The sequence below is a fragment of the Mycobacterium sp. 1245801.1 genome (assembly GCF_001673055.1).
GTDB lineage: Bacteria > Actinomycetota > Actinomycetes > Mycobacteriales > Mycobacteriaceae > Mycobacterium > Mycobacterium europaeum_A.
This window is the reverse complement of the sequence record NZ_LZKY01000171.1, coordinates 1-22,086: the sequence shown is the minus strand read 5'-3', so window position 1 is coordinate 22,086 and position 22,086 is coordinate 1. Positions and strand designations below refer to the sequence as shown.

The following is a 22,086-nucleotide window of genomic DNA, read 5'->3' as shown; positions in this document are numbered from 1 at the left end:
CGCATGCCGACCTGGGGTTGGGACAGCCGCGATTCGGGTGGAAACCGCGGCGACCCGCACCTGACGCCGCGGTTGACACTGTGACTCACACCATTGTCTACTAGTCGCTGATGATCCGATCGAGGAGCGCGGCATGAACAAGGACGATCTGATCCTGATCAGCGTGGACGACCACATCGCCGAGCCCGCTGACATGTTCGACGCCCACGTTCCCGCCGCCTACAAGGACCGAGCCCCGCGGGTGGTTCTCGAGCCCGACGGCATCCAGCAGTGGTACTACGGTGAGATCCGCGGACGCAACATGGGGCTGAACGCCGTCGCGGGAAAACCGCGCGAGATGTACAACATCGACGCCTCACGCTACGACGAGATGCGGCCGGGCTGCTTCAACGTCGACGAGCGGGTGCGGGACATGAATGCCGGCGGCCAGCTGGCGGGGCTGAACTTCCCGAACTTCACCGGCTTTTCCGGCCAGGTCCTCAACCAGGGCCCCGACCGCGACACGAACCTGGTGATGATCAAGGCCTACAACGACTGGCACGTCGACGAATGGTGCGGGGCCTACCCGGGCCGGTTCATCCCGTGCGGCATCCTGCCGTTGTTCGACGTGACCGAGGCCGCCAAGGAAGTCAAGCGCCTCGCCGGCAAGGGCTGCCACGCGGTCACCTTCTCGGAGAACCCAGAAGCCTTGCAAATGCCCAGCATTCACACCAAATACTGGTATCCGTTGTTCGAGGCCGTCTGCGCACACAACACGGTGCTGTGCACCCATGTGGGGTCAGCGTCGCGCTCTCCCCAGGTGTCGACGGACGCCCCGCCCAGCGTGCAGATGACGGCCTCGTCGATGATGAGCATGTTCACCTTCACCGAGCTCATCTGGGCGCAGTTCTGGGCCGACTTCCCGCAACTGAAGTTCTCGCTGACCGAGGGCGACGTCGGCTGGATACCGTACTTCCTCTGGCGGGCCGAACACGTCTACAACCGTCACTCGGGGTGGACGCTGGCGACCTTCCCACCCGGATACGACGGACCCACCGATGTGTTCAAGCGGCACTTCTACACCTGCTTCATCAGCGACAAGGTGGGCGTGCAGAACATGAACTGGTTCAACGAGGACATGCTGTGCTGGGAGTCCGACTTCCCGCATTCGGACAGCAACTGGCCCTTCGCCCCAGAGGACGTCATCGCCACCATGGGCCACCTCGACGACACGGTCATCGACAAGATCACCCACCAAAACGCCATGGCCGCATACTCATTCGATCCGTTCCGGTACATCCCGAAAGACCACGCCCGGGCCGGCTACCTACGCGCGCAGGCCACCGACGTCGATGTGGTCACCCACGTCGGCCGCCAAGCCAGCCAGCGCGACCGTGACGCGTGGACGCGGATGACCCAGTTCGCGCTGCAGGCGCAGGCCTCCGCGCAGGCGCCGGTCACGGTCGAGGCGTCCGGAATCGCTGGACGCGCGACCACCCTGGGCAACTGAGCGTGGGGGCCGAGGCGCCGTTCGCGGGCTGGCGCGTGCTGGAGTTGTGCAACGGCCTGCCGGCGTCATACTGCGGCAAGATGTTCGCCGATGCCGGCGCCGAGGTGGTGAAAGTCGAGTCACCGCAGGGAGATGCGCTGCGCCAGTGGTCGGCCGGCGGACCGCCCGGAGCGTTGTTCGACTATCTGGCCGCGGGCAAGAAGTCGGTGGTCGATCACGGCCAGCCCGAGATCACCTCGCTGCTGGCCGGCGCCGACCTGGTGATCACCGACCTCACCGGCGGGCGGACGCTCGACGAAATCACCGCCCACACCGCCGCGGCGGCCGTGGTCGTGGCGGTGACGCCGTTCGGCACCACCGGCCCCTACGTCGAAAACCAGCTGGTCGCCAACGAATTCATCCTGCAAGCGCTGTGCGGATCGATCGCCGGTCGCGGCTGGCCCGACGACGAGCCGGTGCAGGCGGGCGGCCGGCTCGGCGAGTGGCTGGCGGGCACGTTCGCCGCGGCCGCGGCGGCGGCAACGACCCGGCATGCGGCCCGAAGCGGACGCGGACACATCATCGATGTCTCGACGTACGAGGCCATGGCGATCGCCATGGGGGGTTTGTCCGCGATGTCGGCCAGCGTGCTGGGCGCCGATTCGCTGCTGCACGAACGAAGTTTGGAGCTGCCGTCGATCGTCTCGACGGCCGACGGCATGGTCGGTTTCTGCACCATCACCGCACAGCAGTTCCAGGACTTCCTGGTGATGATCGAGCGCGCCGATCTGGTCGGCGACGCCGAACTGGCCTCGTTCGCCGGCCGGGTCGAGCGCCGCGACGAGTTCCTGGGCATGGTCACCGAATGGACCGCGCGCCGAACCACCCAGGAGATCATCGATCTGGCGGTGGCGTTCCGAATTCCAGTCGCCCCCATCGCGACGCCGGAGACGCTCCCCGAGATCGACCACTTCCGCGAACGCGGCGTGTTCGTCGAGTCGCCGACCGGGGCGCTGGCGCCCCGCGTGCCGTACCGCAGCGACGCGATGGCGACCCGGGGGCCCGCGGAACCGCCGCGACTCGGCGCCGATAACGGGCGGGTCCAGTGGCCGGCGCGGCCCCAACCGCCCCGCAGCGCCGATCCGGACGCGCTGCCGCTGTCCGACATCCGGGTCACCGACTTCACCGCGTTCTGGGCGGGCCCGGTCGCCACCCAGCTGCTCGGCGCCCTGGGGGCGGACGTGATCAAGGTCGAGGGCGTGCGCCGGCCCGACGGCATGAGGTTCTCGGCCGGGCGCCCACCGGACTGGGACCACTGGTGGGAGTGGGGCCCGGTCTTCTTGTGCAGCAACAACAACAAGCGGGGCGTCAGCATCGAACTCGGCACCGACACCGGGCGAGAGCTGGCGCTCGGGCTCATCGCCGCGAGCGATCTGGTCGTCGAGAACTTCTCACCCCGGGTGATGGCGAACTTCGGCCTGGAATGGGATGCGGTGCGTGCCGCGAATCCGCGGGCGATCCTGGTCCGCATGCCCGCGTTCGGCCTCGACGGTCCGTGGCGCGATCGCGTCGGCTTCGCCCAGACGATGGAGCAGGCCACCGGCATGGCATGGGTGACCGGGCACGCCGACGGCCCGCCGGTGATCCCGCGGGGCGTGTGCGATCCGATCGCCGGGTTGCACGCCGCCTTCGCCGCCGTCGCGGGGCTGGTGATCCGTGACCGGCGGGGCGCCGGAATGCAGGTGGAAGCGACCATGGTCGAGGCCGCGCTCAACGTGGCGGCCGAAATGCTGGTCGAATACTCCCGAAATGGAATCGCGCTGTGCCGCAACGGTAACCGCGGCCCGGACGCCGACCCCCAGGGAGTCTACCGGTGTCGTGGTGACGACGACTGGGTCGCGCTGGCCGCACTCGACGGTGCCGCGCGAGCGTCGTTGGCCGGCCTCCTCGGCCAGCCAGGGCTTCAGGATGCCGACTGGGCCGAGCGTGTCGACGACATCGACAAGCTGATCTCCGCCTGGGCCGCGGGGCATTCCGTCACCGAGGCGGCCGCCGCGCTGCGCGCCGCCGGCGTAGCCGCCGCGCCCGTCACACCCGCCGCGGCGCTGCTGACCGATCCGCAGTTGCAGGCCCGGGGCTTCTGGGAGACGGTCGACCATCCTGTCGCCGGCTCCTTCCTTTGCACCGGAATGCCTTTCGCGTTCCTCGGCATGCCGCGGCGCTGGATCCGGCGGGTACCGCCGCTCTACGGCCAGCACACCGGCGAGGTGCTGACCGGCCTGTTGGGGTTAAGTGAGCACGACCTGGATGCATTGCGCCGGTCGGGAACCATCAGCGCCCGGCCGGCGGGTCTGTGACATGGCGATCAGCCTGTGCGTGCCGCCCCGCGCCGGAGAGCTGTGTGCACCGGTGCGCTTCCTGGTCCGCCAGGATTCCGTGGTGATGGAACTGACCGCGCGCCACCGCATCACCAGCGTCGAATGGGACGACGGCGAGCGCGCGGTCGCGATGGTCGTCGAAATCACCGATCCGCAGACGGCGCGGCCGGTGGACGTGCGAATCGATGTCGTGGAGCAGGGCGCAGTGCCCGTCAACTCACGGGCCACGACGATCGGCACCATCACGCGCGGCGGGCGTGAATACGACGTCATGGGAACGTATTTGGGAGTTGTCGCGGATGAGAACTAGCCTGACCACGCGCACTGCGGCGATCGTCGGAGTGCACAACACCCGGCAGGGGAGACGGCTGGACGGCGAAACCTCACGCGGACTGGCGATCGAGGCGATCCTCGGCGCGCTCGACGATGCCGGCCTGACCCTCGACGACGTCGACGGCATCAGCGCCGGCCCGGACTCGACCTCGTTGATCTACGACCTGCGCATCGGCCCGGCCTGGCAGGGCCTGGCCTTTGGGGTCGGCATGATCACCGAGGCGGTCACCGCGATCGAGCACGGCATGGCCGAGGTGGTGGTGTTGGTCGCCGCCCAGGCCGGCGAATACCGGGACCACGAAGCCACGGCGCCCTGGACCCGGCCGGAGAACGAATTCGTCGCCCCCTGGGGCATGTTCACCACCGCCGAATTCGCGCTCATCGCGCGGCGCCACATGCATGCGTATGGCACCACGCGCGAACAACTTTCGTTGGTGGCGGCGACCATCCGCAACAACGGCTCACGCAATCCCGAAGCCGTGTACTACGACCGCGGGCCGTTCAGCCCGGAGGACATCACCGCCTCGCGGCCCATCGCCGACCCGTTCCACCTCCTGGATTGCGCCACCACCTCCGAAGGAGGGTGTGCGCTCGTCGTGGCCAACATCGACGCCGTCGACGTTGCGGGCCGGCCCATCTACGTGTTGGGCAGCGGCGCGGACTTTCACGGCCCGTCGTATCAGCACCCGCCCGCGTACGACCTGGCCGGCCGCCGCGGAGACCATGTCAACGGCGTGGTGGGCCGGCGCGCCGCCGAGTGCGCATTCACACACGCCGGCTTGCGTCGCGACGACGTCGACGTGCTGGAACTCTACGACCCGTTCTCCTTCGAAATCATCCGTCAACTCGAGGCTTTCGGCTTCTGCGACGACGGCGAGGGCGGTCCGTTCGTGGCCGACGGCCACATCGCCATCGGCGGCAGTCACCCGATCACCACCGACGGCGGCACCATGTCGTTCAGCCATGCCGGCGCCAATCCGCAGATGATGCAGCGGGCGATCCGCGCGGTACAGCAGCTGCGCGGACAGGCCGGCGCCCTTCAGGTCCCCAACGCGCACATCGCGCTGTGCAGCAACGGGGGAGCGGGGGCCCTGTTCACCACCGTGCTGATTCTGGGAGACCAACCACGATGACTTCGGATCACTTGCGGCCCCAAGTCGGGCCCGTCCCGCACGCGAGCAGCCACGTCAGCCGCCCGTTCTGGGAGGGATGCCGTTCCCATGAGCTGCGCTACCAGCGTTGCGCGGCGTGCGGATTGGCGAACTTCCCGCCGACCGAGCAGTGCCGCCAATGCCTCTCGCAGGACGTCGCCTGGCAGCGGGGCAGCGGCCGCGGCGAGATCTACAGCTGGACAGTCGTATACCGGCCCGTGACACCGGAATTCGAACCGCCCTACGCGCCGGCGATCGTCACCCTGCACGAGGGCTACCAGATGCTGACCAACGTCGTCGGCGTGCCACCGGAGGACCTGGCCGTCGGCCTGCGGGTGCGCGTGCAGTTCCACCCCACCGGGCCCGACGTGACGCTGCCCTACTTCGCCGCCGCGGAAACCGGCAGTTCGTGAGCCCGAGAACCAGCAACGGCCTGCCGGTCACCGCCTACCTGGTGTTGGGGGTGCTGGCCGCCAACGACGAGCAACTCACCGCCGGCGAGATCAAGATGCGCGCCGAACTGTCGGTCGGGCACTTCTATTGGTCACCGTCGGTCAGTCACGTGCGGCGCGAACTGACCCGCCTGCTGCAGCGGGGCATGGTCAGCGAGATCGGCGCGCAATCCGGCAAGCGCGCCATCACCCTGTACGAGACCACCGACGCCGGCCGCGACGCGCTGCGCCGCTGGGTGCAGCACTTCCCGGGCCCCGACCGCGTGGTCATCAAACACCCCGTCATCCTCAAAACGTGGCTGGCGCGCGGCCAGGATCCCGAACACGTCGTCGACACCTTGGACCGGCACCTGGACGCGACCCGCGCCCGGTTGGACGAGGCACTGTGGTCGCGGCAGCGGTCGGCCGAACTCGGCATCACCGAGGACCCCGAGCAGCGGTACTCCTTCGCGGTTTTGGATTACGCCATCCGCGGGCTGTACGCCGAAATCTCCAACATCACCCAGCTGCGCGACGAGATCGCCGCCGGCACAACCCGGGACCCGGTCAAACGGGTGCGACGGTCGAAGGGTCAGATCCGGCGCCGGGTACCGAGGAGCCCGGCTTAGTCGATGGTGGCGACCCGCCGCGCCCGGCTCCGCCGCCCTTGCGATCGCCACTAGTCGATGGTGGCGACCCGCCGCGCCCGGCTCCGCCGCCCTTGCGATCGCCACTAGCCGATGGTGGCGACCCGCCGCGCCCGGCTCCGCCGCCCTTGCGATCGCCACTAGTCGATGGTGGCGACCCGCCGCGCCCGGCTCCGCCGCCCTTGCGATCGCCACTGACGGTGTAGGCCGTGCCCCGGGGTTCGCGCTCCCACAGCACTTCGCCGGCGCCGACGGTCGTTCCCGCAGCGATCAACTGGCGCTTGAGCACCTTGTGCGTGGCGGTGCTGGGCAGGTCGGCCGCGATCCGGACGTAGCGCGGGCGGGCCTTGGGGGACAGGTCGGGCTGGGCGTCCAGGAATTCTTCGAACTCCGCGGCGGTCAGGCCGTGACCGTCGTTGAGGACGATCGCGGCCATCACCTGATCGCCGACGTGGCCGTCGGCCACGGCGTAGACAGCGACCCGGCTGATCGCGCTGTGGCGCAACAGGATCCGTTCGATCGGCGCCGCCGCCAGATTCTCGCCGTCCACCCGCATCCAGTCGGCGGTGCGCCCGGCCAGGTAAATCCAGCCGTCGGCGTCCCGGTAGGCCAGGTCGCCGGACCAGTACATGCCGTGGCGCATGCGTTCGGCGTTGGCGTCCGGGTCGTTGTAGTAGCCGGTGAAGAAACCCGAACCCGCCGTGTTGACCAACTCGCCCACCGCTTCGTCGGCGTTGACCAGCGCCCCGGCGGCGTCGAACCGGGCGACCGCACATTCGGTGACGGTGTCGCTGTTGTAGACCGCGACCCCGTCGGCGCCGCGGCCGATCGAGCCCTTCGGGGTGCCGGGTTCGCGGATGATGATGACGGCGTTCTCGGTGGACCCGAAGCCGTCCTCGACCTGCACACCGAACCGGCGACCGAACTCCTCGATGTCCTTGTCGTTGGCCTCGTTGCCGAACGCCACCCGCAGCGGATTGTCGGCGTCGTCCTCGCGTTCGGCGGTGGCCAGGATGTAGGCCAGCGGCTTCCCCACGTAGTTCATATAGGTGGCGCCGTAGCGGCGGACGTCCTCGAGAAAACTGCTCGCCGAGAATTTCGCGGGCACGATCGCCGCACCCGAGCACACCGCCGGCGCCCAGCCCGCGACGACCGCGTTGGAGTGAAACAGTGGCATCGACACGTAACAGGTGTCCCGGTCGGTGAGGGCGAAGCGGCCGGCCAGGCTGAGACCGGCGACGGTGGCCATGAAGTGGGATACCTGGACGGCCTTGGGATTCCCGCTCGTGCCCGAGGTGAAGATCATCATGAAGGCGTCCATCGCGGTGACCTGCCGATGCGGTGTCAGTTCGCCTGCGGTGCCGACGAATTCGGCCCATTGCGGTGTCGAGGTGTCGAGGATCTGCGTGCCGGCGAGGTCCAGGCCGTCGAGCAGCGGCCGATGTTCGGCATCGGTCACCACGAACTGACAGTCCGAACGACGGACATCGGCGGCCAGCGCCTCACCGCGGCGCGTGTCGTTCAGGCCGCACAGCACGTAGCCACCCAGCCCGGCCGCCGCCATCTGGCTCAGCATCTCGGGCGTGTTCCCCAGCAGGGCGCCGACGTGCACGGGCCGTTGCGGATCGGCCGCGGCCAGCAGGGCGGCGGCCCGCGCCGCGGCGCCCTCCAGATACTGACGCCAAGTCCATTGCAGGTCACGATATTTCACCGCGATGGACGGATCGGACCGGCGCTTGTTCAGCAGCGCTTGAATCGTGTCGTCAGCCATCGGCCCGATCCACCTTCACTTAACCCATCCTGCGAGACGAGACGGTCCGTCTTATACTAGCTGTCGGCTCGGCCCGGAGGTAAGTGGCCTGCCGCCTTGCGCCACGCATGGGTGAAGTTTTCACACTTATTTCGCTCACGATTCCGCTTCGGGGCCCGCGTGTATAGCGGATCCGTTCGTCTCGGACGGTCATCATTGGCCCCATGCTGTTTGAGCTGCACCGGTCGCTGTTGCTGTTACGGAATCGAGCGCGTGAACTTCGCCGCGAAATCTCACAGTCGCGATCGTCGCACCTGTCCGGCCGGCGGCACGGCCGCAGGGGACCATCGACGGGCGACGGCCAAAGTTAATGCGCGGCGGCGCTATCCGCCCACCATCATCAGCCCGCCGTCCACGGCCAGCAGCTGGCCGGTGATGAAACCCGCGCCCGGGCCGGCCAGGAAAACCAACATCGGACCGACGTCGCGAGCGGGCTCGCCCAGCGTGCCCCCGAGCGGGATCATCATCTTCATCTGCTGGTCGATCAGGGCCGCGGCGTCCGGACCGAGGAAGTCACGGAGCCGGTCGGCGCCGGGTGTCTGGACCGCGGGGGCAAGCGCGTTGACGGTGATGTTGTCGGCGGCCCAGGCTTTGGCGGCCGACCGCGTCCATGCCTGCACCGCGCCCTTGGTCGCGGCGTAGACGGCCGAGATCGGGCTGCCCATCACGGCTTCCGACGATCCGAAATTGATGATCCGGCCGCCCTTGGGGTCCTTGTCCTTCATGACCGCGTAGGCGGCCTGGTTGGTGAGGATGGTCGCCTTGACGTTGGTGTCCAACAGAAACGAGATGTCGTCGGCGCCGATGTAGCCGGGGATGCCCGCCTGCCACAGCCCGGCGGCGTTCACCAGGACCTCGAGCCCGCCGAGGCGTTGTGTCGCCTCGCGGACCATCGCCGAGACGGCCTCGGCCTCGCGGACGTCGCACTGTAGCCACTCGGCCGCCAGGCCGTCCGGCGGCGGCGTCTGGTGATAGGTCGCTGCCACCTTCGCTCCCGCCGCGGTGAGCACCTCTACGGCCGCCGCGCCGATACCGGTGGCGCCACCGGTGACCAGGATCCGCCGTCCTTGCAGTGGTGCTGTCACATCCGGCATGGCGGCAACCTTATCGGGCCTAAGCCGGCGCCACTTCAGTTCCCGCAGAACTGCGACATCGGGTCCCCCGCCGGCGGCCCGAGGCCCGCGCAAACACGGCGACTCTCGCGCAAACCGTAGCTGCGGTAAGCAGCACCTATGTGCTTGTCGCATAGCACCATTCCCCAATGACAGTTCCGACTGTGCCGCCCACTGAATGGGCGCGACGTACGGCCAGGTCTCGCGCCGAAGCTAATGTCGCCGCCATGAGCCGCAACGAATTCGATGTGCGAAGGGGCTCCTCGGCAGTGGAAGCCACATCCGATTATTTGACGGCGTAAACACCGCCTCGAGTTCACCGTCACGCGTTTGTCCGTGATGACAACAACGACGTCCAAGTCAATTCGATCACGGCAGAAGGAGGATTCGGTGGGGAGGATTCGCGAGGACGCGGCGGAGCTGTTCATCGATGGGGAGTTCCGCCCTGCCAGCGCCACTTCGCCTGTCTTCGAGGCCGCGACCGAAAGGCTGCTTGCCCAGGGGCCCAGCGCTCGCGAGGCCGATATCGACGACGCGGTGGCCGCGTCCGGGGAGGCGTTGCACGACTGGAGGAGCACCCCGGCGACCGAACGAGCCAGCCTCCTGGAACGAATGGCCGACGCCCTGGAGGCGCGCGCCGAACACACCAGCGAACTGTGTACCCGCGAGACGGGCGCGCCGATCGCTTTTTCCCGGAACGGTAACGGGCTGCTGCCTGCGGCGGTACTGCGCTACTACGCGACGCTGATTCAGAAGCTCGATGTCGAAGAGGTCAGGCCTAGCGCAAACGGGCATACCATCGTGCGCCGCGAGCCGGTCGGCGTGGTCGGCGCCATCGTGCCCTGGAACGTCCCGCAGGTGCTGGCGGCGGTCAAGTTGGCCCCCGCGTTGGCGGCCGGCTGCACCGTAGTCCTGAAGCCCGCACCGGAAACAGCCTTGGACGCAAGGGTATTCGGCGAAGCCGCCGCGGAAGCTGAACTGCCGCCGGGCGTGCTCAACGTCGTTGCCGGCGGTGACGACGCGGGCGCCTACCTTGTCAGCCGGCCCGGTGTTGACAAGGTGGCGTTCACCGGCTCGACGGAAGCGGGTCGTCTGATCGCGGAAACCTGCGGGCGGCTCATGCGACCGGTGACCTTGGAACTCGGCGGCAAGTCCGCCGCGCTCATCCTCGATGACGCCGATCTGGATGCGACATTGGATGGGCTGCGCAGCTGGTCGTTCGGCAATAACGGACAGCTGTGCGTCGCGAATTCGCGGGTACTCGCCCCCGTTAACCGCTACGGCGAAGTCGTCGACGCGTTAGGAGAAATGGCGAACTCGCTCGTCGTTGGGGATCCGCTCGACCCAGGCGTCGATATCGGCCCCCTGGTGAGCGCCCGACAGCGCGACCGGGTGCTGGATTACATCGAGACGGGAAAAGCCGAAGGCGCAACGCTGGTAACAGGCGGCGGGGTTCCCGCGGGGCGGTCCACTGGTTGGTATGTGGCGCCGACAGTGTTCGCCGATGTGCACAACTCGGCTCGCATCGCCCGTGAGGAAACCTTCGGACCCGTGGTCACGGTAATTCCGTACCGCAGCGACGCTGAAGCCGTCGAAATCGCCAACGACTCCGACTTCGGTCTGGCCGGCACCGTCTGGTCGCGCGACGAAGCGCGGGCAACCGAGATCGCCCGCGCCGTGCGCACAGGAACCATTGGCATCAACCATTACGCTCTCGATCTCGATGCCCCCTTCGGCGGAGTCAAAGCAAGCGGTATCGGGCGGGAGTTCGGGCCGGAAGGCCTAGCCACTTATCAGACCGTCAAGTCGATGGCTCGCATCGGTGCCCCGATTACCGAGACGTAGTCGGTCCGCAGCAGACATCCAGGCGCGGGTCCTCAAAATGAAGGGTTGACAACGTGTGTGGCATTACTGGCTGGATTGCTTTCGAGCGTGATTTGACGCGTGAGCGTGACGTGCTTGATGCGATGACCCTGACGATGGCGTGCCGTGGCCCGGACGCGTCGGGTGTGTGGTCAGAGCGTAATGCGGCGCTGGGCCATCGCCGCCTCGCGGTGATCGACCTGCCGGGTGGTGGGCAGCCGATGTCAGTTTCGACCCCGCAGGGTGATGTCGCCATGGTCTACAGCGGCGAGGTCTACAACTTCACCGAACTGCGAGACGAATTGGTGGCGCTGGGCGAGCGCTTCAAGACGTCCAGCGATACCGAGGTGGTGCTGCGTGGCTATCTGCGGTGGGGCGATGCGGTGGCTGATCGCCTCAACGGGATGTACGCGTTTGCGATCTGGGATGCGCGGCGCCGCACGCTGGTAATGATCCGCGACCGGATGGGCATCAAGCCCTTTTATATCTATCCGACAGCGGACGGGGTGCTGTTCGGTTCCGAACCGAAGGCCGTCTTGGCGAATCCGATGGTCAAGCGCGTCGTGGACATCGATGGCCTACGCGAGATGGTGCTGCCGATCAAGACTCCGGGGATGGCCGTCTGGAAAGGCATGCGGGAGGTCGAGCCCGGCACGGTCGTCACCGTCGACGAGCGTGGTATCCGTGAGCGCACCTATTGGCGGCTGGAGTCGCGGCCCCACACCGATGACGAAGAGACGACCGTTCGGCGGGTGCGCGAGCTGCTCGACGACATCGTGCGGCGGCAGCTGGTGGCCGATGTTCCCAAATGCGTATTGCTTTCCGGCGGGCTGGACTCGAGCTCGATCACCGCACTGTCTGCGCGTCAGTTGAGCGTTCCGGTGCGAAGCTTCTCGGTGGACTTTGCGGGGCAGGCCGACAATTTCGCCCCCGATCAGGTGCGCTCGAGCTGGGATACCCCCTACGCGCGCGATGTGAGCGAGCACGTTCGTTCCGAGCACACCGAAATCGTGCTCAACGCCGATGATTTGGCGGATCCGGATATCCGGCGTGCGGTGATCGTCGCCCGCGACCTGCCGGCGGGCGGGGGTGACTTGGACGCGTCGTTGTACCTGTTGTTCAAGGCGATCCGCAGGCACTCGACGGTGGCGTTGTCGGGTGAGTCCGCGGACGAGATCTTCGGCGGTTACCCACAGTTCCACGACCCCGTCATGCAGCGCACCGACGACTTCCCCTGGCTTGCCGCCATGGAACTGATGAAGGGGAATGCCGCTGGCGTGTACACCCGACCGTTGCGCTCGGCGGTCGACCTGGACACGTACAAGCGCGAGCGCTACACCGAGGCGGTGACCGAGGTGGCCAGCGTTGAGGGTGAGGACGATTTCACCCACCGGATGCGCGTTATGAGTTACCTGCATCTAACGAGGTTTCTGCGGATCCTGTTGGACCGCAAGGACCGGATGAGCATGGCGGTGGGCCTAGAGGTGCGGGTGCCGTTTTGTGATCACCGGTTGGTGGAGTACGTATACAACACGCCGTGGTCCTTGAAGGCCTTTGATGGGCGGGAGAAGAGCCTGCTGCGCGGCGCCTGTCGTGACCTGCTGCCCGAATCGGTGGTGCGGCGGGTCAAAGCCCCCTACCCGTCGACGGCCGACCCGAGGTACGGCGAACAGATCCAGCGGCAAGCCAAGGATCTTCTCGCCGGGGACAGCGACGCACTGTTCGGTCTGATCGAGCGCTCCAGGCTCGAGGAGCTGACCAGCCTCGACCCGGAAACGCTGCCAACAGGTGCTCGGTACCAGATAGAGCAGGCGCTGGACGTGGCCAGCTGGCTCGACCTGTACCAGCCCGAGGTCGTCTTCTGACCCACTGGCCGCGTCGCAGACTTCCGGTGCATGTAGCCCCGCACCGGCCTGCCGCGCGGGATGCCTAGGCGCGCACCGCAATCGATGACAGCAGATCGGCGAGCCGATCGGGCTGATCGACCATCGAGAACGTCCGTGCCCCCGCGATGACTTCGAGGCGGGCATTGGGAATCGTCGCGGCCAGCCGCGCCCCGTCTTCCTGCTCGAAGAACACGTCGTCGGCCGACCACGCGATGAGCGTCGGCTTGTCGAAGTCGTAGAGCCGGGCCGCCACCGTCGTCGTCACCTCGGTGCGCATCGAAAGGGTGAACTGGCGCAGGTCTTCCGCGACCGCGGGGAGCGACAGCGCCGGGCGCACCCAGGCCTCGGTGAGCTCGTCGATGTTGCGATGCGCCAGGCCGTCGAACGCACGCTTGCGCACGGCCGGCACCCGCATGGCCTGGGTCACGGTCCGGAAGGAGGGCTTGGTCTTCGCCGCGAGAATGACCGGCTTGAGGATCGGCGGCGGAAAGTGTTCGAACGCATCGCAACTCGTGAGCACCAAGGCACCCAGCCGTTCGCGATGGTGCACGGCCACCAGCTGGGTGACGACGCCGCCGGTGTCGTTGCCCACCAGCACCACGTCCTGCAGATCCAGCGCGGCAAGCACGTCGGCGACCATGCCGGCGACACCGGTGATCGTCCGGTCGGCGCCGCGGCGCAGCGGCTCGGGATGCGCGCCCAACGGCCAGGTCGGAGCGATGCACCGCAGGCCACGGGCCGCCAGGCGCTCACTGACCTGGCGCCACAGTTGCCCACCCATCATGTAGCCGTGCACGAACACGACAGGCCTGCCGTTTTCGGGTCCGGTTGCTTCGTAATGGATCGTTCCGGCACTAATGTCGATCGTCGACATAGCAAACTCCTAATTCGGGGATACACTTACAAACAGGCTGTCTGTTCGTAAGTTACCAACAGACTGTATGGAAAGCAAGAGACGGACCCAGGAAGAGCGCTCCGCGGCGACCCGCGAGGCGCTGATCGCGGCTGCCCGCAAGCTGTGGGGGCTGCGGGGTTACGCCGAAGTGGGGACGCCGGAGATCGCGACCGCCGCGGGGGTCACCCGGGGCGCGATGTACCACCAATTCGCCGACAAGGCAGCGCTTTTCCGCGAGGTCGTCGAGGTCGTCGAGCAGGACGTGATGGCGCGGATGGCCGTGGTGGTGGCCGAATCCGGGGCCGCCACGCCGGCCGACGCGGTGCGAGCCGCGGTCGACGCGTGGCTCGACGTGTCCGGCGATCCCGAGGTGCGCCAGCTGATCCTGCTGGATGCGCCGAGTGTGCTCGGCTGGGCCGAATTCCGTGATGTCGCCCAGCGGTACAGCCTGGGGATGACCGAGCAGATGCTCACCGAGGCGATCCGGGCCGGCCAGCTGGCCGAGCAGCCGGTGCGGCCGTTGGCGCACGTGCTGATCGGCGCGCTCGACGAGGCGGCCATGGTGATCGCCACGGCCGACGACCCGACGCGGACCCGTCTCGAAGTCGGGCAGGTGTTGCATCGGCTGATCGACGCGATGTTCGACGCTCGGTGACGGCCACCACCCTCGGTGGTCACGCGAAAACCACAGAGCTGGATCGGTTTTCGCTACTCTTCGCGTACCTGCGCGACGCCCGCGATGACGCCCTGGATCAGGCGGTCCAGGCGCTCGGCATCGTCGACGGCCGGCTGGCCCGCGACGAAGGTCAACATGATGCCGTTGATGAACGCCAGGGTGGCGGTCGCCTGGTCATCGACCAGGTCCGGATCCGGCGCGCTGTCGGCGGCATGCCATTGGGTGACGACACTGCGCGCCAGGGCGTAGAGCCGGTCGGCGGATTCGTTGAGGGCAGCGGCCAGTTCCGGGTCGCGGCCGGCCAGCAGCGCGAGTTCATAGCGGGCCTTGGCGCGCGTCAGCCAGGGTTCGCTGTTCACGTACATGACGATGCGGGCCAGGCCCGCGGTGCCGGCGAACTGGGTGGCGTGATTCTCGGCGAGCTCGGCCATCATCGAGAAGTCGGCGACGTCGAGCTCGGCCAGCCGTGTCGCCATGGCGTGCACCAGTGCCTTGCGGGTCCGAAAGTAGAACGACGTGGTGCCGGCCGGCACCCCGGCGTGGTCGTCGACCTTGGGATGGCTGACGCCATGCACCCCGTTGGCGCCCAGCAGCTCGATCGCGGCGTCGGCGAGCTGGCGGCGCCGCTCCGGCGCGTTGTGCTTTCTACGTGCAGCGATACGCCCCAGTTTATCCGGCGGAGGCGGCGCCGGCCCGGATCGCGCGAATCCGTTAGAACTGACCGCAGTTCGGTGTGGTGGGCTCGCCGTTGAAGCGCGCGGCGATCCATTGCATGGCCGGTTCGCCGTCGACCAGCATCGGCAGCGCGTGGTTGATGACGAGCTTGTTGAGGAAGGGTGGCTCTTCGTTGGTGCGGAATTCGACGTCGGCGTCCTGGGCGCACCAGTCGCGGCCCAGCTGGTTGGCCGCGGTCCAGGGCACCAGCGGGTCATAGCGATTGCTGTCGATCATGACCGGTGCGTTGGGTTTGAAGCGCCCGAGCCGTTGGGCCTCGAACAGGCTGTTGAACGGCTCCTCGTTCACCAGCTGGTTGATGTCCTCGGTGAAATAGGGCTGAATGTGGCGAAACATGAAGTCCAGCAGGGTCTGTCCGACGCATTGCCGCGATACCGATTCCAGCATCGCCAACCCGCGGGGCGTCATCTTGGAGCGGATGATGTCGGCGAACTCCGGATAGGCCGCCATGACGCTGTTGAGGGCATACCCGACGACACCGACCAGCGCGCTGCCGTCGGCGTAGGGCAACAGTTCCTTGAGGTTGGCCGGCGGCGCGCCGGCGTAGGTGCCCACGATGTGGAGGTCCGGGGCGTATTGGGAGGCGAGCTCGGCGGCCGACGCGGTCGCGCCACCGCCTTGCGAGTAGCCCCAAAATGCCACCGGCCCATGCGGATCCAACGACGTCCCGGGCAGCCGCATGGCCGCGCGGGCCGCATCGAGCACGGCCTGACCCTCGGCCACCCGGCCCACGTAGGTGTGCATGGACGGGGTGCCGAGGCCCTGATAGTCGGTCATCACGATGGCGAAGCCACGCGCGACCATGGTCGCGACGAACAGCTCCTCGTAGTTGAACATGATGTCCCAGCCACCCGAATAGTGGATGCCCTGGTTGAACATTCGCGACGGGGCGCACTGATTGCCCTGGCCCTGGGTGCCGGGCGCGTAGCTGATCAACGGCCGCGGTCCGCGCCCGGGCCAGTCGTTGTAGGGCTCGAAGTAGGTGCCGGTGACCGCGATCGGATTGCCGCGGGTATCGGTGCTGCGGTACATGATCCGGGTGCCGGTGGCCATGATCGCGCCCAGTTGTCCGGAGGGTTCCAGCACCAGCCGCGAAGGCTCGGTACGGATCAGATCGCCAGGCTGGCCGGGCGGTAGCGGGTCCGGCGGGGTGTAGAAGTCGGCGTACTGCGGTTCGTCACCGCCGTCGGCCCGCGCATTTCCCACTCCCACGAGTGCGCACGCAATTACCAGCAGTACTGCGAAAATTCCCCCGGCCCGATGCATTACGGAACGGTAACAATCACCGGGCCGTGAGCGGAAGAGCAATCTCTAAATTTTTAGAGATTGAATTGTCCGGCGCATGTTTTTGGCCGAAGAATTGCCAGGTGGTGCGGTGGCGCCCGGTGCATGAAGCCGGAATCCGTTGACTAGCAGTCGCTACGGCGTCTTGAGGAAGACGTCGTTGAGCGTGACGGTGCGCAGGTTCCGGTCGCGGATGATGTCGACGAGTTGCGGGTAGACGTGCGTGACCGGCAGATGATTGAGGTGCCCGATCACGATGGCCTGCGGCGTGAAGTACTGATCGGCCATCTGGACGATGTACTCCTCGGTGATCAGCGTCGAGTCCGACAGGGAGCCCGACCACAGCGTGGGGACGTGGTAACCGAGGTCGGCGGCCACCGCGTCGACGGCGGCGTTGCGCTTCGCGTATGGCGGCCGCCAATACGGCTTGGCACCGATGCCGTACGTCTTCTTCAGGAACGCGTCGTTGCGGGAGAGCTGTTCTGCCACTTGCTCTTTGGTTAGTGTGGTCATGTCAGGGTGTGACCAGGTGTGGTTGCCGAGCTGGATCTGACCGCTGTCGACCAGCGGCCGAAGCAGCTCCAGGTTGTCCGTCCACGAGTCGTAGATCCCGTTCACGAAATAGGTCAGTCGTATGCCGGTGTCCTTCGCGAACTGCGTGTAGGCACGCACCACGTCGCTGTTGACGCCGTCGTCGACGGTCAGCGCCAGCAGGTCACCCTCGCCCGGGAGCTTCATCAGGGCGCCGCCGCCGGGCAGCGGTATGCGGGCGCTGGGCGGCGGGGGCGGTAACAGGGCCCGTGGGGCGGTCGGTCCGGAGGTCGGCACGTCGGCCGCCGGCGTCTGGGCAAAGGTGCGTGGCTGCGGATCGACGATCAGCCGGGCGGCGCCGACGCCGGCGACGACAGACGCGGCGAGCGATCCCAGGAACTGGCGGCGGTTCATGGCTGACAAGCGACGGCGTCGATCAAATGATCACGAGGCGATGAAAATGGCGAATTCGGCGCGAGGATTCGCACCCGGATTGTGGCGCGCTGCGCACCAAGCGGGTCCACGCAGGAACCGCCTTTGATGCAAAACATCGAGGCCACAGCAGCGAACCGTACCATTGGCGGCGCCGAGAAGTCGGCTCCGTTACGGGAGGGTCAGCTGTGAATTTCGCCGACCCTGGCTAATTCACGGTCCGGGCCGGCTGGTGAATCAGTGCGGTTCCCCGGCGGCCCGTTGCGGCAATTGCACCGGTTCGGTGCTTGGTGTGCCCAGCGTCGAGGCCAGCCACGGCAGTGCCGTGGCAAACGCCTGGGCGGCGAACGGCCAGTCGTGCTTGCCCGGTTGGGTGACCACCGCGCAGGCGATGCCGTGGGCGGTGCCGACGGCGCACAGCGAGTTCGCCGCGGCGTCCTGGCCTTCGGGGTTGGCGGCGGGATCGCTGCTGGACGCGGTGAGCGTGGGGCTGGCTTCCTGCGCGACCGTGCGCGCCTCCGTCGACGAGGGCACGTCGAACCATCCCGACAGGCCTTCGTAGTGGCCGTGCTTCGTCATGACGGTGACCGGGTCGAAGGCGGCCCACGCGTCGTGGTTGCCGCCGAAGAGGCGGGCGACGGTTTGATCTGTGGAGCCGCCGTTGGGCCCACGGTCACCCGCGATGTCCACGAACGCGCTGAACAACTCGGGGTGCATGACGGCCAGGTCCACCGCGCAGGTACCGCCCATCGACCAGCCGGCGACGCCCCAGTTGGCGCGGTCGGCGCTGACGCCGAAGTTCGACACCATGAAGGGCACGATGTCCTTGGTCAGATGATCGGCGGCGTTGCCGCGGGGGCCGTTGACACACTCGGTGTCGTTGTCGAAGGAACCGGTGGGGTCGACGAACACCAGCACCGGGGAAAAGCCGTGGTGGGCGGCCGCGAAGTTGTCGATGGCGGTGAACGCGCCGCCCGGGCCCAGCCAGTCGGCGGGGGTGTTGAAGGCGGAGCTGATCATCATGACCGCCGGCAGCCGCGGCGGCGGATTGCTGTTGAACCAGGCCGGTGGCAGGTAGACGAGCTCTCGGCGGTGGGCGAAGTGCGAGCCAGAGGGGACATTGTCGTCGATGTCGACCGGCACCACCACGCCCTTGGTCGGCCTGGTTCCGGCGATCTGCATCTCGGTCACCCGCAGCCGGTCGATCTGGTCGGGCAGCGGCACCGACGTCAGCTGGTTCCACGCGGCGAGCGCGGTCGGAAAGTAACCGACCCAGCCGTTCAGCGCCATGCCGGCACACAGGACGCACAGCGGTATCGACACCAGCGCCACCCCGCGACGCCACCAGCGGACGCCCCGCCACCCCACCAGGAAGACCGCGGCGGCCAGACCGGTCATCGCGATCCAAAGCCACAGCGTCGTCGGTGCCGGGTCGCCGGCCACCCCGAGCGAGGTGATGTACCACCGCGCCAGCAGGGTCACCGCGACGGCCGCGATCAGCGCGACCGGCAGCACCCGCTTGAGCCAGCTCCCGGCACGCCATTGGATCGCCACGAGCAGCACGAGCAGCGCCAGCCCCTGCACGGCCGGCGGGAACCAGCCATGCAGCAGGGACAGTTGTCCGAAGAACTGCTCCAACGGTCGTGACCTTCGCTAGATCGATCGCTGTGCGGGGGTGCGGTGAATATCCGAGGGCCGGTCGGGGTCATCGAAGACGGCGGCCGGACCAACTATCCCATACGATCGCGGCCCGTCAGCCGACCGTTTCAGCGTGTGGGCCGAGCAAGGTCCGCTCGACCCTGCTGGCGCCCTCATGCGTCGTCGACGCCGCTGGTGAACGAGCGCAGCCGCAGGCTGTTGCCGACGACGAGAAGGCTGGAGACGGCCATTGCGGCGCCGGCGAACATCGGGTTGAGCATGCCGAGCGCGGCCAGCGGGATGGCGGCGAGGTTGTACCCGAACGCCCACAGCAGGTTCGTCTTGATCGTGGCCAGCGTCCGCCGGGACAGCCGGATCGCGTCCACAGCGGCCCGCAGGTCACCGCGGACGACCGTGAGGTCGGCGGCCTGGATCGCGACGTCGGTGCCGGTGCCCATGGCCAGGCCCAGATCGGCGGCGGCCAGCGCCGCGGCGTCGTTGACGCCGTCGCCGACCATGGCGACCACCTTGCCCTCCGATTGGAGGCGTTGCACCGCGGCGACCTTGTCGGCGGGCGTCGCGTCGGCGATGACCTGCGCGATCCCGAGCTCGTCGGCGACGCGGGCGGCGACGCCCGCGTTGTCGCCGGTCAGCAGCACCGGCGTAAGGCCCAGTCGGGTGAACTGTCGGACCGCCTCGGCGCTGGACGGTTTGATCGTGTCGGCGACCACCAGGATGCCGCGGGCCAGGCCGTCCCAGCCGACTACCACGGCGGTCTTGCCTTCCGCCTCGGCGCGGGCCTTGGCCGCCGACAGCGCGGCGTCGAGGTGCATCCCGCGTTCGGTCAGCAAGCGTTCGCGGCCGACGACGACCGCACGCCCGTCGACCGTGCCCTGCACGCCGTCGCCGTCGATCCCGGTGAAGTCGGTGGGAGCGGGCAGCGCGCCGAGTTGGGCCACGGCACCCCGGGCGATGGCCCGCGCGACGGGATGTTCGGAGGCGTCTTCCAGGGCCCCGGCGTAACGCAACAGCGTGCTGCGGTCGGTCTGCGGGCCGGGGATGACGTCGACCAGGGTCATCTTGCCGGTGGTGACGGTGCCGGTCTTGTCGAGCACGATCGTGTCGACGCTGCGCGTGGCCTCGAGCACTTCGGGCCCGTTGATGAGCACGCAGAGCTGGGCGGCGCGTCCGGTGCCGACCAGCAGGGCGGTCGGAGTGGCCAACCCCAGCGCGCATGGGCAGGCGATGATGAGCACCGCGACGGCCGCCGTCAGCGCGGTGGTGAGCGAGAAGCCCGCCGCGAGCCAGCCGGCCAGCGTCGCCACCGCGAGGCCGATGACCACGGGAACGAACACCCCCGAGACGCGGTCGGCGAGGCGCTGCGCCCGGGCCTTGCCGGATTGCGTCCGCTCGACGAGCCTGGCCATCTGCGCGAGCTGGGTGTCGTCCCCGACCCCGGTGGCGCGCACCACGAGCCGGCCGCCGACGTTGACGGTGGCGCCGGTGACCGCGTCGCCCGCACCGACCTCGACCGGGACGGACTCGCCGGTCAGCATGGCGACGTCGACGGCCGAGGAACCCGCGACGACGATCCCGTCGGTGGCGATCCGTTCCCCGGGACGCACGACGAACTCGTCGCCGACCGCGAGGTGCTCGATCGGGATGCGGGTCTCGGCACCGTCGCGTAGCACCGCGACGTCCTTGGCGCCCAGTGTCAGCAGCTCGCGCAGCGCGGAGCCGGCCGCCCGCTTGGACCGCTTCTCGAAATACCGGCCGGCGAGCACGAACAACGTCACACCCGCGGCGACCTCGAAGTAGACGTGGCACGGGGCGCCGTCGCGCCCGACGGTCAGCTCGAAGTCATGTTGCATACCCGGTTGGTCGGCGGCCCCGAGAAACAGGGCGTAGATCGACCACAGGAATGCCGCCAGGGTGCCGAGCGAGACCAGCGTGTCCATGGTGGCGACGCCGTGCTTGAGGTTGGTCCAGGCGGCCCCGTGGAAGGGCCGGCCGCACCAGACGACGACCGGTGTGGTCAGGGCCAGCGAAACCCAGTGCCAGTGCGGGAAATCCCACGCGGGCACCATGGCCATGGCGATGACGGGCCCGGCCAGCACGATCGCGGTGGCCAGCCGCCGGCGCAGCGAGGCCAGCTCCCGGTCATCGGGTGTCGAGCCTCGCGGCAGGGCGGCGGCGTACCCGGCTTTTTCGATCTCGCCGATGAGAATCCGCGGGTCGTACCCGGCGGGGGCCGTGACGGCGGCCTTCTCGGTGGCGTAGTTGACGGTCGCCGCGACGCCGTCGAGCTTGTTGAGCTTCTTCTCGATCCGGGCCGCGCACGAGGCGCAGGTCATCCCGGTGATCTCCAGCTCGATGCGGGACGGGGTGGTTGCGGCGGCGCGATTGATCTGTCGTGGGGGCGTGCTCATGCGACCAGGACGGCCTCATAGCCGGCCTCGTCGACCGCGCCGAGGACGGCATCCGCGTCGATGGGCCGTGCGCTGGTGACGACGAGCCGGCCCGTGGCGGCGCTGACCGCCACCTCCTGCACGCCGGGAATCTGGGCGACCTCGCTCTGGACGGCGGCCTCGCAGTGCCCACAGCTCATCCCGCTCACCCGATATTCGCTGGTGGGCATGCCGCTCCTTCTTCGCTTCCCCGGCAGGTCTGGACCCCTCCATTCTGCCTGCACGGCCCGGCGGGCTATTGGCGCAGGTGGGATCGACTGCCGGGATTAGGCTGCCGGGTAGCGGAAGGAGACATCATGACCGTCACTGTCGTCGACCGGGGTCCCCGCCAGGTGAGCCGCAGGGTCG

At 68.0% G+C, this 22,086-nt stretch carries 17 protein-coding genes and 1 pseudogene; 9 read left to right on the top strand and 9 right to left on the bottom strand.

Going from position 1 to position 22,086, the window contains the following annotated elements; genetic code table 11:
• Positions 1–133: 133 nt before the first annotated feature.
• Genes A5622_RS10970 through A5622_RS10945 form a run of 6 tightly spaced genes read left to right on the top strand, consistent with a single transcriptional unit; the run spans position 134 to position 6,390 of the window.
• Entirely contained in the window at positions 134–1,489 is a 1,356-nt protein-coding gene (locus tag A5622_RS10970) for an amidohydrolase family protein (RefSeq protein WP_066878468.1), read from the top strand.
• 2 nt (positions 1,490–1,491) lie between these two features.
• Complete coding sequence (locus tag A5622_RS10965; RefSeq protein WP_066878466.1) at positions 1,492–3,825, top strand: CoA transferase; 2,334 nt, start codon at positions 1,492–1,494, stop codon at positions 3,823–3,825.
• A gap of 1 nt (position 3,826) precedes the next feature.
• Positions 3,827–4,156 (top strand): hypothetical protein, encoded by a 330-nt coding sequence (locus tag A5622_RS10960; protein WP_066869937.1) that lies wholly within the window; start codon positions 3,827–3,829, stop codon positions 4,154–4,156.
• Positions 4,146–5,312: a thiolase family protein gene (locus A5622_RS10955; RefSeq protein WP_066878465.1), complete on the top strand. Its 1,167-nt coding sequence runs from the start codon at positions 4,146–4,148 to the stop codon at positions 5,310–5,312. Before A5622_RS10960 ends, A5622_RS10955 begins: the two co-directional genes overlap by 11 nt.
• The gene (locus A5622_RS10950) at positions 5,309–5,743 is read left to right on the top strand and encodes a Zn-ribbon domain-containing OB-fold protein (RefSeq protein ID WP_066878463.1); all 435 of its coding nucleotides are present in this window, start codon (positions 5,309–5,311) and stop codon (positions 5,741–5,743) included. The genes A5622_RS10955 and A5622_RS10950 overlap by 4 nt, the downstream gene beginning before the upstream one ends.
• Positions 5,740–6,390 carry a PadR family transcriptional regulator gene (locus tag A5622_RS10945; protein ID WP_066869946.1) on the top strand — a complete coding sequence of 217 codons (651 nt, stop codon included), beginning with the start codon at positions 5,740–5,742 and terminating at the stop codon, positions 6,388–6,390. The genes A5622_RS10950 and A5622_RS10945 overlap by 4 nt, the downstream gene beginning before the upstream one ends.
• Positions 6,391–6,610: 220 nt before the next feature.
• On the opposite strand, the pseudogene fadD1 reads toward A5622_RS10945, so the two are convergent.
• Together fadD1 and A5622_RS10935 are read right to left on the bottom strand one after the other, a co-directional pair.
• Positions 6,611–8,179, bottom strand: a pseudogene (fadD1, locus tag A5622_RS10940) (fatty-acid--CoA ligase FadD1); the annotation flags it as partial.
• 362 nt (positions 8,180–8,541) lie between these two features.
• Entirely contained in the window at positions 8,542–9,303 is a 762-nt protein-coding gene (locus A5622_RS10935) for an SDR family NAD(P)-dependent oxidoreductase (RefSeq protein WP_156752922.1), read from the bottom strand.
• 417 nt (positions 9,304–9,720) lie between these two features.
• On the opposite strand from A5622_RS10935, the gene A5622_RS10930 reads away from it, so the two are divergent.
• Together A5622_RS10930 and asnB are read left to right on the top strand one after the other, a co-directional pair.
• The gene (locus tag A5622_RS10930) at positions 9,721–11,175 is read left to right on the top strand and encodes an aldehyde dehydrogenase (RefSeq protein ID WP_066878459.1); all 1,455 of its coding nucleotides are present in this window, start codon (positions 9,721–9,723) and stop codon (positions 11,173–11,175) included.
• Positions 11,176–11,228: 53 nt separating this feature from the next.
• Positions 11,229–13,058: an asparagine synthase (glutamine-hydrolyzing) gene (gene asnB / locus A5622_RS10925; protein ID WP_066878457.1), complete on the top strand. Its 1,830-nt coding sequence runs from the start codon at positions 11,229–11,231 to the stop codon at positions 13,056–13,058.
• A gap of 64 nt (positions 13,059–13,122) precedes the next feature.
• Here the strand turns inward: asnB and A5622_RS10920 are convergent, their stop codons facing one another.
• Positions 13,123–13,953, bottom strand: coding sequence for an alpha/beta fold hydrolase (locus A5622_RS10920; RefSeq protein ID WP_066868471.1), 831 nt, complete (start codon positions 13,951–13,953; stop codon positions 13,123–13,125).
• 67 nt (positions 13,954–14,020) lie between these two features.
• Between A5622_RS10920 and A5622_RS10915 the strand changes: the two genes are divergently transcribed.
• Positions 14,021–14,629, top strand: coding sequence for a TetR/AcrR family transcriptional regulator (locus tag A5622_RS10915; RefSeq protein WP_066868469.1), 609 nt, complete (start codon positions 14,021–14,023; stop codon positions 14,627–14,629).
• A 53-nt stretch (positions 14,630–14,682) separates the two neighbouring features.
• On the opposite strand, the gene A5622_RS10910 is transcribed toward A5622_RS10915, so the two are convergent.
• The 6 genes from A5622_RS10910 to A5622_RS10885 form a co-directional block, all read right to left on the bottom strand.
• Positions 14,683–15,249, bottom strand: a complete 567-nt coding sequence (locus A5622_RS10910; protein WP_255361692.1) for a TetR/AcrR family transcriptional regulator — start codon at positions 15,247–15,249, stop codon at positions 14,683–14,685.
• Between the two features lie 112 nt (positions 15,250–15,361).
• Complete coding sequence (locus A5622_RS10905) at positions 15,362–16,651, bottom strand: lipase family protein (protein ID WP_197507992.1); 1,290 nt, start codon at positions 16,649–16,651, stop codon at positions 15,362–15,364.
• A 153-nt stretch (positions 16,652–16,804) separates the two neighbouring features.
• Positions 16,805–17,614, bottom strand: a complete 810-nt coding sequence (locus A5622_RS10900) for a polysaccharide deacetylase family protein (RefSeq protein ID WP_066868462.1) — start codon at positions 17,612–17,614, stop codon at positions 16,805–16,807.
• 255 nt (positions 17,615–17,869) lie between these two features.
• Positions 17,870–19,270, bottom strand: coding sequence for an alpha/beta hydrolase-fold protein (locus A5622_RS10895; RefSeq protein ID WP_066868460.1), 1,401 nt, complete (start codon positions 19,268–19,270; stop codon positions 17,870–17,872).
• Positions 19,271–19,443: 173 nt separating this feature from the next.
• Complete coding sequence (locus A5622_RS10890; RefSeq protein ID WP_066878455.1) at positions 19,444–21,699, bottom strand: cation-translocating P-type ATPase; 2,256 nt, start codon at positions 21,697–21,699, stop codon at positions 19,444–19,446.
• Positions 21,696–21,908, bottom strand: a complete 213-nt coding sequence (locus A5622_RS10885; protein WP_066878453.1) for a heavy-metal-associated domain-containing protein — start codon at positions 21,906–21,908, stop codon at positions 21,696–21,698. The genes A5622_RS10890 and A5622_RS10885 overlap by 4 nt, the downstream gene beginning before the upstream one ends.
• Between the last annotated feature and the right edge of the window lie 178 nt (positions 21,909–22,086).